This is a genomic window from Enterovibrio nigricans DSM 22720, assembly GCF_900167155.1.
Lineage (GTDB): Bacteria > Pseudomonadota > Gammaproteobacteria > Enterobacterales > Vibrionaceae > Enterovibrio > Enterovibrio nigricans.
Genome location: NZ_FUXU01000053.1, coordinates 1 through 14,465, shown reverse-complemented (window position 1 = coordinate 14,465; position 14,465 = coordinate 1). Strand labels below are relative to the sequence as shown.

Sequence of the window (14,465 nt, the reverse complement as noted above, 5' to 3'; positions counted from 1 at the left end):
GAAAATGGAATGGACATTAAAATATTGCGTTATGGAGCACTTTTCAAAGAAAAAATAAATTATTTCCTGCTTTTTTTTGACTTTAAACTGGCTCAGAAATAAATTTTGATGCTCTATTCCTGCACAATGTTTATCGGTTTATATCTTTAATGGGTATTATGATTTAGACTCCCGACATAATGACTAAATTGCCTGTTTTTTTGCCACGTTGAGTATTTTTACCCAGAAAATATAATTCGGCAAAATTCGCTTTTTGTCGGCATCATGAATACCTCTACTCTTAAACTTTGGATTGTTTCGATTTTACTCACGTTGTCTGTCATTTCTTGTGGCGGCGGCGAAGATGGTGGTCCTAGTACAGCTCCGCCAGACCGTGCCATAGGCACAATTTCAGGCGTTGTATTTGATGCGCCTGTATCTGGCGCCTCGGTTAGTATTTGGGAATACAAAAACGGCAAGGTAGGGCGCATGCTTGGGCAAACCTTGTCCGATCCCCAAGGTAATTACTCCGTCAATATTACCTCTGCAAGCATACCTATGTTTGTGAAAGCTGAGGGTGGAGCCTATCGTGATCCGGTCACACAAGAAGTGATTTCTGTCAGTAATGGAAAAACCATTTCCATGTCTGGCGTTTTTAATTATGTGGAAGGTGCTCAGCAAAAACTGATGATCACGCCGCTTACACATAAAGTAGCGGGTTTAACACAATTTAGGATTGCTAGAGGGGCGGAAGCCGGCTCGGCGATTCAGAATGCCATTACCGCAGTAAGTAATTTGTATGGTTTTGACGTTAACATCACTACGCCAATCGACATTTCGAAAGGTGGGCAAAGTAGTTATGCAAGTAGTGGCCACAAATATGGAGCATTGCTGACAGCATATTCATCTTACTCCAAAGATCTCATCGATTTGTACCCTGCTGAAGAAAGCAAAACGCTTTACACCGCGATGCACATTTCCGATCTTCAGTACCGAGATATTAAAGCGGATGGTGTGTTGAATGGGGTGGAAATTGATGGTTTTGGCATCGAGAAAGCGATTACTTTCGGCCGCGCGGCGATTAACAGTGATTTTTACACCAGCACATTGGCACAGCACATACTGATTAGTGTCAATAACCCACTGCTTAATGTATCGGGAACAGAAGCAAGTGAATATGAGTCATTCAGCGATCACTTGAACAAGTTGGGCACGACGGGAGATAGCGGCGGTTTGATTCCACCGCGCGATGAAATTCCACTTGATTCTGACTCACCCGTAGTTACACGAGAAGGTAAGGAAGTATTATCAGGTGATGGTGAAATATCACTCCAATTTACTGATGAGATCGGCGTAAAGGGCGTCGAGGTTTACATTGAATATCAGACCACTGAGTCAACGTGGTCTGAAGCATTATTATGTGATGAAAATGCTGAAAATGGATTGTGCGCCATTGACAGCAGCGATTTTGTCGTTGGTGTCCGTGAAACAACAGCAAAAGTTCTTATCGACACCCAGGCACTGGATAAATTAGTCCCGCCACCTGAAGAAGAACAACCGACCGTGCTTGCTGCACGTTTGACGGTTTATGCTGAAGATGCCTTGGGCAACAAGCCGCATTATGGTGCAGGCACTAAACTTCCTTTCCAATGGGACAATATCTCGCCAGTTATTGTGGTTACCTCACCGTCGACGATGAATGGTACGGCGGAAGTCTATGAATTAACGGGGTATATCGTCGATAGTGGAAGTGAAATTGCTTCTGCAACGATTACGATGGGGGACGATATTCGTTCCCTTGAGTGTTTCAGTTCAGGCTCGGATATTCTGCCAACATGTCGCTTCAGCGAAACGTATACAGATACAACAGCATTCGGAAATGCTACCCGTTTTGTGATTGAAGCGGTCGATGAGCAAGGCAATACCAGTGAACGCATATTTGAAGTGACTCGTGACAATACGCGCCCAACACAGAGCCTAGAGTTTCCTTCAGCTACCGCAACCAAAATGATGTACATCAATATCGATGCAGACAATAACCGCAGCGAAGATTACATCGATGACTATGCGTTGCAGACATTCAACGAAGGTAACATTGATTCGACGCTTAAAAATCTGAAAGTCAACTTTGCTTATGCACGTGCGGGCCTTGTGGCTACACACCCAAGTGTTGAGTATGATGATTTTGCGAAAAGTATCGGTCTATTGCGCGAAAACTTTGTGCCATTTGTCAAAGTCCGCGTAGCCGATGCGCATGATGAAGCTGCGAATATCATCGGATCGTCGGCAGAAGAGTTGACGCTTAGCGTGAGCTATTTTGTGAAAGCACCGGGTGAGAATGACTACATCAAAGTTAACACTATCACTTCAAACGGATACCAAGAAGGCGCGCCTAACCTTATTCCGCACGATAAAATCGAATACAACATAGATGGACGTTCCAACTCTGTTACCTACTATGTTCCCTACGTGCGTGAGATGTTTGGACCAAATTTTGCTTCTGTGATTGAAGGCAGTAAGCAAAAAATGGAAATCGTTACGTACGACCGTTCAAACAACGCATCAGACGTTCAAACGATTTACTTCAAGACGACATTCGACTTGCCGACCTTCCTTGTTTACACACCTTTCATGAACGCTAACGTCGAACTGCGTGGAATGAATAGCGAAGGTATGTTTGATCCAAATGCCATCGACAACTGTGTAACGATGCAAGTTGAAGAACAACTGGATGTTGCAAGTTGTCAGTTGCGTGCGGACCTTCTGGATTACAAGTTCTTACAAATCAAACTGTCTAATCCTGGGTCAGGTAAAGCCTTTTATTATCAGTGGCATGATGATGAAAGCTTCTTGCGTGAAATCGATCTGAACCAAGGTGGTTTTTGGGCTTATTTTAGTGCTACGAATACGAACGATTTCTATATTACTGAGCTGTCAGCATACCATACTGGTCTTTTTGACTTCCTTTGGGGTCAAGAGGAGAATCGAACACATGAAACAGCACTGGCTAATCTCCAGCAGGTCAATACAGCGTTAAGTGACAAAACCAGTAACTCTTTCTTTAAGTTCAATCCTGTTACGACGCGCTATGCGACCAACATTGATTTGGTGTCTATCCCAACCGTACCCGGTGATGAATATGTACACCGATTTTTCGTCGAATCTTTATATAAATTGGCGACAACTGCCGATGCAACAAGTACGTCTGTAGACTTCGCTTCGGCGTTCTATCAGGACTTCGTTTTTGATGGGAAGGCGAATGGTGTTGGCCAAAACGGTGCCATCAAAGTGGGCTCAAACTACTTTGTTACATCGGTAACTTATCGTGAATCGATTGCTAGTACCTTCAACGAGCTTCTTACAGAAAAATATTTCGTTAGCCCACAAATTGCGCTTAGTCTTTCTGATATCTTCGCGTTAGCTAACCCATCACTCTCGATTGGTAATCTTGTCCATCTTGTCTTCGATACGGCTGGCAACAGTATTGATGATGATCCGCCATCGGTATTAGTGAAACCGTCAGAAAATCAAGCGGCGGGTGGTACTTTCTACAAGACGACTGGTGATATCTATTACATCGCTGGCCAGGTCAATTTTGAAGCCTCAATTGCTGACCCTTCGGGCATTCAGGGTGAGCCTGATATCAATGCGTATTGGTATGAAAGAAACGGCGATATTCCCCAGCCCGTTGAAATGCATTTCAATCCGAGCGATGACGTCTATAACAAACAATATGCTTTCGCATTTGATTCAAAAGACCCGCGGTTTGAGAACATATTCCAATTTGCGCTAAACGTTATCGCAAGCGACAACAAACTCAACGCATACACAGCAGAAAATCCTCATATCACGACGTTTAACGTAGATAACGATTATCCTGCGGTGACGTATAGAGCTCCCTCTGATCAATCTCAAGAAACGTACCTTAATGTGAATAGAGAACGTATTTTAACGTTCTATATTGACGATGAAATTGGTGACGTTTAGTCAAAGCGTTCGTTGTTTTTCGAATCAAAAGTTGCAGGTATAAACCCTGTCACGTTTGATAACAGCAAGTTCAGTGAAAACTCGCCTACACGCGCAACATTAACCCTTTGTTTAGAGTGTGGTGACAATGCCAATAAACTGACCGATGGCGAATGGGTTGCGTACATGATTGCGGAAGATTTATTGGGCAATGTCGTGACGCAAACTACGTCAGGTGCACCTTCATTTCAGGTGCGGATTGACTCAACTGCGCCAACGGTAGATGAGGTAGAAGAAGGCGGTATTTTAGGCGGAAACCAAAATTGGTCACCACTGAATCTCGTTACGCCGGGTGATGGAAGTGGACTTGGCATAGTCGATGTTTGGTATCAGCAAACGGGTGGACAAATGACCAAACTCGAAGCGTGTACCGACGAAACCGAGCACCCTGCGTGTATCCAGGGTGTTCAGCCTAATATCTCCGTACGTCTCATCGCGAAAAATTTTCTTAACGCTCAGGTTCGCCACACATTTTTTGTCGAAGCGGAAGACACGGCATTCCCACCGAACCGCAGCAGGCGTGGCCACTTCAAATTTGATGTCGATGTAACTGGCCCTTCAATTGCACCGTTTAGCCCATGGGCTGCGGATGCGTGGTCAGGTAGCGGTTTTGTATTGGGTAAAAACTTCACCGTAAAACTGACCAAATTGACGGATGACTCGGGCATTGAATCTCTTGGTTTGTACCAAACCGAGGGTGACGTGTTGATCAAAGAAAACACCTTTACGGTCGATCCAGCTGGTGAAGTGTTAATGAGTGTTTCTGAAGTTGAGGCCAACACCATCAGCTTGGGTGAGGCAACAACCAAAAAGCTTGATTTCTACCTTAAAGCAACCGACAAAAAGGGCTTTGAGACTAAATACGTTTTACCACCGGTACGCATCGACCGTGACGGCCCTAACTTGAACCTCAATGGTTACTTAGGGGGGCCAGATGAGTTCTATTACACGAACACAGGCTATACGTTTACGCTCAACGCAACAGATTACGACGGCAAAAATTTAGACAGTGTCAGTGATGATGGCGTGAACCCGAATACGATTCGTTACTGGGCGTATACGGGGGAACAGAGACCAGGCGGCGATGGTACGACACCTGATGGTGAAACCAAACGCCAACTTGTCGTCACAGCTAATGAAGACTCTAAGCTCGAAGTTGTGGCTGAAAATATCCGTGGTTACCAAAGCACGAAAACGTTTTTGGTTCGTGTAGACAATGACAAACCAACCACCGAGCTGACCACAACGTATGAAGATGGCAGTTTGGTCGAGGGATCTGTAAACCGCCAGTTGGACGTGGTGTTTACCCTGACGGCAACGGATGTCAGTGGCGTGAAAAAGCCAACTGCCACTTATCAGTTTGAAGATCAGGCTCCTATTACACTCAACGTGGAAGAGTCTGAAACGTTAGAAAATACGTGGGTCACAACCTTAACGAAAGAGGCGAGTGCCGTTGATGGTACCTACCAAGTGACGTTCACGGTTGAAGATAACGTTAAGTTTATGGGAGATGTCAATCCAAATCGCTTGATCATTCCAGAACCATTGATGGTACAGCGAAAAGGCGTTGTGTTAACACGAGTATCCTCGCCATCGAATTTTGACCGCTATGAATCTGCTAAGTCTCTGGATGTGACTTTTGATCATGTCGGTGACTCACGCGTAACGAAATTGGAATGTTGGATCCGAGAAAATTGGAGTTCCGCAGATGGTGTACCAACCACTACTGAAGATCCTTATGAAGTGATCGATACGCCAAGTTTGCCTTACCGTTGTTTGCTTGAAGGGAATAAAACCATTCCGAAAGGCGCGATGTTGATCACCCGCACCACCGCTGAAAACGAAGCACAAGATGTGCAGTTCCATTCGTTCAGAAGTATGGATGTAAATGGCCCAACGGTGACGACGAGCACGCGACTCCAACTGACCAATGACCACGTCTCTATTGACGAGCAGGGTGCCTTGCAGTTGGAAATCCCGATCGACATGACAGATGACTTGGCAGGCGTTGACTACGAAGTGGGAGGGGAAACACCAAGACCTCTGATGATGAAGGGCCGTCACGCGGTTAATCCACTGTCTTGTACCGAAAGCAACGAAGCGAAAAACGTTCAGTGTTATTTCAGAGGTGCTTATAACATCTTAACACCGCCAGTAGCAGGAACAGAGCATGATGTCACTATCAGTTCCTTGCTTGATCGTGTAGGTAACCCTGCAATTTCACAAACCATGACGTTGGTTGTTCCGCAAGGTGACATTGTATTGGAAATCACTGACCCAGCGGATGGGGCATCTATCTCGGGTAAAGTCCTGAATGTGAATTTCAGATACAAACTTTATGAGCACACTGCGGTTAAAGAATATGTTGCTACTGTTGGTGGCAAAGAATTCAGCTCACTCTCATCGAGCGGCCTCTTTGAACCCGCTACGTGTGAAGTGGAAGGAAACAGTCAATGTCCTGCGCCTCTCTGGTGGAGATCAAAGTTCTCATACGAATTGCCCAACGACCTGCTGAATGTTGAGGGTTTGGATGTCAGCATTGCTGTCCGAGACAGTTGGAACAAACAGCAAAGCCAGGACATTGCGATCAATTTTGACAATACGGTACCTGCGGTAACAGGCGTTAGCTTTGAGCCTACTTTTGCCGCGCCAGGTGCGACAGTGTCGGTTTCTGCCTCCTTCAGTGAAGCAGTTTCAGAACCAACGGGGGGATTAGGCAGTGCGGCAGTAACATGGTTCCCACAAGGGGACGGTTCTGACTACGGCAACGTATGGCGAGGGGAAGTCACAGTCGATAGTAACTTGGATATAAATGTTTCGACAGTAACACTAAAACTTACCGACTACGCCGACAAAGTGGGTAATGAGGGTGATGATCACGAAACGTCGTCACTGCCAATTCAGCCAGCGATTACGCTGAATCCAGTACCCATGATTAATGCGAAAAATGTTACCGCTGCACCGATTGGTGGTACAGCTCAACGTTTCACACAGGGTAAAGACACGTTGGATTTGCTGTTTAGAGACAAGAACAATGTAACCGTCTCTAAAACCAGTGTTGTGATTAGTCAAAGCGGTAGCTGGAATACAAATGTCGATCTTTCAACGCTTGCCGATGGGCAGATTGATGTAACGGTAAACGGCACGAACGAACACAACGCGATAGCAGATCCAGTAACCGGTTCTTTCCTGCTGGATAAAACCGGTCCTGTTCTGAATGTCGGGAGCATGAAGCTGGCTCCTCTTCCTCCAGTACAAGGACAAGAGTCGACCGTTACATTGACTTTTTCCAAGCCAGTGAAGGGTGTGCAAGCGAGTTTGGGTCAAGAATCATTGATCTTTGATGCGCCAGAAACCTTTAAGTCGGTTTGGACAACGAAGGTGAATACCCGATTGCAACCAGATTCCTCTATGTTGGATTTGACGGTGACAGCGGATTATCAAGATGAAGTGGGGAACACCGGTACCCGCGTGACCAATAGTTGGGGTGTTAAACCAGTGCTCAGCGTTGACACCATTCAAGGTGATAATGTAATCAATGCTGATGAAGCTGCTCGAGTTGTTATTAATGGTACAGGACTAGGATTTGCTGTCGGCGATGATGTAACGATTCAAGTTCGCTCAGACAAAATTCCGAGTTCACAGATTATCGAAACCGTGAAAATTCGCGTTGGTGGCGCTTGGTCAACATCAACAATAAATCTGGCTGAGTGGGAACCAACGCCTTTGACCATCACAGTGAGTGGAACAAATGATCAGTTCCAATCTGCGGATGAAGTCCGGGTCACGGGCGTGAACTTGGATCACCGTTTACCACGCGTAGACAGTGTCGTGTTTAACCCGTTGCATGCAAACGTGGGAGAGAATGTCGAGACCACCATCATCTTTAGTAAGGCGGTGACCAGCTTTGAAGCCAAGCTAGGCACGAACTCCAACATCACATTAACGGACGTTGATAAAGACGGTATTACGTGGCGTGGTGCAGTGAAGATGCCAGCGATTTCGAATGTTGAGCAGGTGGTGTTATCGGTCGTGAACATCCGAGATACCGCGGGTAACCGTGGTGATGATGTTACGTCTTACTCAATACCGTATTCGCCGGGTATTCAATACACGGACTTCCCAATTCGTGTGAACAGTGCGGGAGCTGCGGAGCTGACGTTGAGAGGTGCATTTACGCGCGTGAAAAGCGCGTCGGTTAGTCTGAAATTGCAATCTGCGGCCGATGCGTTGGTAAGTACGCCGGAAAGTGCGTTGACCTTCGACTCGGCAGATAAAACGTGGTCAAGCGCTGCGTTTGACATCACCGCTTTTGAAGATGGCCAAGTTAACCTCGTATTCAGTGAAACCGTCACACTTGAGAATAATCAAACAGTGCCGGTGAGTGAGTTTATCGACCCGAAATTCTTCACTTTGGACACGTCGGTTGCGACGGTAATTCAAGTTGACCCGGTTAGCATTGCCAATGACAGCAGTGGTGTTGTAAATGTCATCTTTAGTGATGCGGTCTCTACAGGAAAAGGCAGAGTCACTATTAACAGTAAAGCGACAACGTTGACAGGCACAGGTGATCGTCGAACAGCTACGACAAACAGTGTGATGACGCTGTCTCCCGTTGTTGAGAAAGTCAGCGTTGCGATTTCCGAGTTCGAAAGTGGCCCGGGCAACATTGTGGAAACGGTGACACAAGACCTTTACACCAATGTGCGTTGGGTGATGACCCCAAATCGTGCGGGTAAATACAACAAAGAAACGGCACGCAATATCACCATTTTTGGTGAAACAACGGGCTTGAGCAAAGGCAAAGAGATTATTGTCGAAGCCAGTAAAGAAGGGACATCATTGACGAGTGAGAGAGCGACGGTTAACAACGTTGGAGAGTGGAGTGTTAACTTCAATCTCTCGGCACACAACGGTCAGATTGATCTCGTCGCTCGCGCTCAGCGTGAAACAGTCCAAACGTCGCTGCCTTTGACTATTGAAATTGATGCTATTGCACCGACGGTCACAATGACGCCTGTGTTATCTCCGCAAATGCCAGAATCGGAGCAGTTGGTTTCGCTGATGGTTGATTTTAATGAGAAGGTGAAATCAATTGCCTCTGCAAGCCTGAACAACAGTGCTATTAATTGGAGTACCACTGAGCCTTCAAACCGTTGGTCTGGTTCGGTGACACTTCGAGATTTGAACAAAGTGCAGGTCGAGCTATCTATCAATGGCGTTGAAGATGAGGTTGGAAATGTTTCCTCAACCGCGTATACGCACAGCTATGACGTGAAGCCGGTAGTGACGATCAACCCTGCTTCCATTACACCGGAAAATGCCACAGCATTGACACTGCAAGGCAAAGCGCTGGGCTTCGGTACAACCTCTACTGACAAGATAGTAGTGAGATTTGTGAACCCTGAGAGTAGTCAGGAAGGATTGGTTCGCGAAGTGCGTGTTGATGGTACCAACCGAGCGTGGGCATTGAACAATCTCGATGTCTCTGAGCTGGAAGAAGGCCTGTGGCATATCGAAGTACAAGGGGAAAATGCGCGTCGTCATAGCTCCGATGTTGTTCAACAGGAAGTCACGTTGTCGCACACTGCTCCTGAGCTAGGTAGCGCAACATTCAGTAAACCTCATGCGAAAGTCGGTGAGCGAATCGACGTATCCTTGACGTTTAATAAAGTGGTTAGCGGGATCAGGGCTAATTTGGGCACCGAATCTATTGCGTTGACGAACACGAGCGGGAATACGTGGGAAGGTAGTGCCAATGTCCCTAATGTTGTGGACACCGATGCTGTTCAACTCACGGTCAGTGACTACACAGACGGCTTTGGCAATGTGGGCATTGAAAATACCACATACCTGCTGCCTTATTCACCGGAAGTAAGCTTTATCGACTTCCCTGTGCGTGTGAACCTTCTGCAAGGCAAAAACCTGTCGTTCGGTGTTAGCTTCGAGCATGTAAGCAGTGCTTCTATCGCAATGAAGCTGGTATCGGCTGATAACGCCTCTCAAACTGAAGAGAAAACACTGTCATTTAACAGTGGAAGCGGTGTTTGGTCAGTGGGGCCTTACGACCTTTCAACTTTCTCAGATGGCGTTGTTAACCTTGTATTCAGCGGGGAAGTAACGATTGCACAAGGTGTTACTGTCTCGGCATCTGATTTGTTTACTGAGAGCAAATCGTTTACCTACAGCTCAGCAATGGCAACGGTCGAAAGCATTGTGCCGCAGACTATCGAACAAGGTTCAGCGGGAGTCGTGACTGTTACGTTTACGCAGAACGTCATCGCTGAATCTGCGTCAGTCAGTATCGATGGACGTGCTACGCGCCTCAGTGGTAGCGGTAAAGTATGGATTGCGACGACGAACGATAACCTCTTTGTTGGTGCAAATGAGGAGTCAGTGAATGTTGAGGTGAGCGGCTTCGAATTTGATGGCATGACTGTTGAGCCAATCACGCAAGCTGTTGCAACCAATATTGCATGGGAGCTGGGAGCCGACCAGAACGAGGTATACAACCAAGTACAGGCGCAGAATGTCACGATCAGCGGCACGGTGACTGGCTTCGCCAACAACAAGCAGGTCACTGTAGTAGCAATGCAAGGTGGCAATGAGATTACGTCAAAACTGAGCAATATTCAGTGGGATGGTGTATGGGGTGCAAGCTTTGACTTAAGCGCGCTAGATGGTCCAGTCAGCATAGTTGCTCGTGCAGAAAGAGACGGAACGCAACATGAGTCTTCACCATTGACCATTACTATTGATTCCGTGTTGCCAGAGGTCGTTGGCACGCCGATGATTTCGCCAGAAATACCGACCTCAAACCAAGCTGTTTCGATAGCGGTCGATTTTAACGAGCAAGTCAAAGCGATTGCAGAAGCATCAATCAATGGTACGGCAGTAACGTGGACGACAACTGAACCTGCCCAACGTTGGGAAGGCACAGCGTCACTCGGTGAGCTAGCTACCGCAGAGATTTCACTGCATCTGCGCGGTGTGAAAGACTTGGTGGATAACACCACAACACAGCAAAGCGAATTCTCTTATGCAGTAAAACCGTCGATGACACTGGATCCTGTTCAAATAACACCGGCCAATGCGACGAGTGTTACGTTACAAGGTCAAGCTCTGGGCTTTGGGGCCACGAGCAGAGACAAAGTCACTGTAACATTTGTCAGCGTAGATGGACGTCTCGTTGGTGACAGCCGTGAAGCGCCAATCGATGGTACAACGAAGCGTTGGGCAATCAACAATTGGGACGTTTCTTCGCTGAGCGAAGGCCAATGGAATATTGAGGTACAAGCCGTCAATGATTCGGGCGTGGCAGCTGACGTGGTTACGCAAGTCGTTTCGTTGTCGCATACTCTCCCTTCACTGCAAAGCGCAACGTTCAATAAGCAACATGCTAACGTTGGAGAGAGTGTTGTTGTCACGTTAACGTTCAACAAGGCAGTGCAGAACATAAAAGCATTGCTAGGCACGGAAGCGGTTGAACTGACTAACACTCACGAAAACGTGTGGATCGGCAATACCACCATGCCTGATATCGCAGCCGTGGATGCAGTGCCGTTAGCGGTCAGTGAATATACAGACAGCTTCGGTAACCAAGGCGTTGAAAGTACAGCATATGTTTTATCGTATTCACCTAGCGTGGAGTACCTTAACTTCCCTACGTACGTGAATGTAGAAGAAGGACGTGCTCTGTCATTCAATCTGGCACTAGAGCATGTGACAGCGGCGTCTGTGGGGTTAAACCTTGTTTCTGAAGACGGCTCCACACAAACAGGAGAACTGCCGTTTACTTATGATAGCGGAACACAAGCTTGGTCAACGGCACCGTTTGATTTGTCTGCTTTTTCCAGTGGCAGAGTAAACCTTGTTTTCAGCGGAAGCGTGACAATCACGGGTGGCATAGAAGTCACAGCACAAGAACTGTTTACAGAAAGTAAGTCCTTTACTTACAGCACCGTTCTCGCTGAGGTAATCAGTGTTACTCCTCTCACGATCAAAGAGGGTGTAAAAGGTGAGGTTGAAATGCTGTTTAGCGCAGATGTTACGTCGGGAACAGTAACAATTAATAACCAAGAAACTAGGCTAACAGGAAGTGGAAGGACATGGACTGCGCGCACGAAAACTGCCTTGTCGCTAGCAAGTGACGCAGAAACGGTCGAGGTTGCAATCTCGGGTTTTGATTACAACGGGTTTGTTGTTGAGCCAATAAATGTCGCGGTTGAAACCGACATTGAATGGGTGCTGACGCCAAACCAGTCGGAGGTATACAACCAAATGACAGCCCAGCAGGTCGTCATCAATGGTGAAGTGATCGGATTGGGTGCGGGCACACCAATTGAAGTTGTAGCAACCTTGAACAGTATCGAGATTGCAACTCAAAATACCACGGTAGGGTACAACGGCAGTTGGAGTGTTATTTTCAACCTGGCGGAACACTCAGGGAATATTGAACTGGTTGCAAGCGCTGATCGTGGGGGAGTTACTCACTCATCCGGTGCGTTGACTATTGTAGTCGATACACAGGCACCTCAGATTCTTGAAAAGCCAACACTTACCCCTGAGTTATCTGCGGTTGGTGGTGATATCACACTCACCATTGATTTTGATGAAGTGGTTAAAACAATTTCATACGCGCAGTTGGATGGTGTGTTTGTTAACTGGACGACAAGCGCACCGTCACAACAATGGATAGGAACGGTCACACTCAATGAACTGACGAACACCGAAGTTACGCTGTCGTTCGGGGCATTGGAAGACATGTACAGTAACCAATTGTTGTCGCCAGCAGAATACACCTATCAGGTGAAACCTGTCGTGAGTCTGGATCCTGTGACTATCACGCCAGACAACTTCTCCCGTCTGAAGTTGCAGGGTGATGCAAAAGGGTTTGGCTCAGAAGTGGGCGATATCGTCACCGTTAAATTCATTAACCCAACTGACGATCAAATCGTTATCACCGAAACGGCGGTGATCAAGCCTTCCAGTAAGCGTTGGATATTGAATAACCTAGATCTAACAGCATTAGATGAAGGCCTTTGGCGCGTTGAGGTACAAGGCGTCAACAATCAAGGGCTGCAATCGGCACTTGTTCAATCTGAAGTGAATGTGTTTAAAGTCGCCCCTGTGTTGGAAAGTGCAGTGTTTTCAGTGGAGCATGCTGAGGTTGGGGAAGAAGTGACAGTAACGGCGACATTCAACAAGTCGCTTCTGCGCGTTCAAGCCACCATGGGTAGCGCGCCAATCGATTTTACACAGCAAGATGAGCTCACTTGGGTATCGACCTTTACCATGCCGAATGAATCTGGAGTGAATCATGTAACGTTAAACATGACCGACTTTAATGATGTGCATGGTAACGCTGGAGTGCCCAATAATGCTTACGCTTTGGCTTACTCTCCGACGCTGAGCTTTACCGGTTTTGACAACCAAATTGCGGTTTGGGAAGACAATAAAGTAGGTTTTGAAGGTTCATTCGGCTATGTAGACACGGCAGCACTATCTCTGACTCTCGTATCTAAAGTAGATGGCTCTGAATCAGAGACCAAAGCACTCAACTATAATCAATCTAGTCGAGAGTGGTCAGTTGGCACGTGGAATTTGTCCAACTTTAAAACGGGGGACGTGCTGTTATCGTTCTCTGGAACTGTGACGCTGGGGGATGGAGCCGTGGTGGACGCCATTGACTTCGCTCCCGCAAATAAACAATTCAATCTCAGATAATTAGCACTTATTAGAATCACCCTTCGGGGTGGTTTTTTTATATGTTATGAAACATTACTGATTAACGCTGATTTTAATGGAATGCATTACTAATCACTATATTTTAAAAGATTGTTATTAGAAAGTTGTAGTCGTCAAAAATACGGCGTCAAAAAACAATAAAAATATAAAACAAGCATAAAGTCCTTAATCAGCTTTTACCGGGATAAATTAATTGTTTCATGGCATTACTGTTAAGTGTGAACTAAATTGTGAATAACAAATTGTCACATAAAAATCTTAAAAATGATGATTTTAAATGTTGATGGATTGGTATGTACTGATTATTATATCCACGCCAAATCGTAATAACTATTAAGCCTTATCAGCTTAAATTCACCGCAGCCAGTGCCTTTTCAATATATTGGTTGTGGAGTTCGTTCATGCAATTATTTTGCAAATTTGTTCTGGGGTCGACGTTGTCTAAACGCGACCTTGATTACATGCTGACACCCGATGAGTGTATCGGCTTGCTTTCTCGTGTTCAAAATATGCAATATTTTTTGTCATTGCTTCCAAAAGCGTTGTTGGAAAAGCTGAACACCTCTTCCAAAAAGGATTTAAACAGTTATCTTAGTGTGCTCAAGGCCAGTTTGGTACGCGGAGAGGCTTTGTTGCTTAAATCGATGGAACTAAATCTAGAAGCTACGATCTGATCGGCTACACCCATCAATCGTCGTAGTCTCATGTCTAAA

Annotated in this window: 2 protein-coding genes; both read left to right on the top strand. The window is 46.2% G+C overall.

Translation table 11 applies throughout. The features are described from left to right. Positions 1–264: 264 nt before the first annotated feature. Positions 265–3,966, top strand: coding sequence for a carboxypeptidase-like regulatory domain-containing protein (locus tag B5D35_RS16345; protein ID WP_078753604.1), 3,702 nt, complete (start codon positions 265–267; stop codon positions 3,964–3,966). Positions 3,967–3,978: 12 nt separating this feature from the next. Beyond that, a complete protein-coding gene (locus B5D35_RS16340) occupies positions 3,979–13,731 on the top strand; it encodes a tandem large repeat (protein WP_078753603.1) in 9,753 nt (3,250 codons plus the stop codon). The last annotated feature ends 734 nt before the right edge of the window (positions 13,732–14,465 follow it).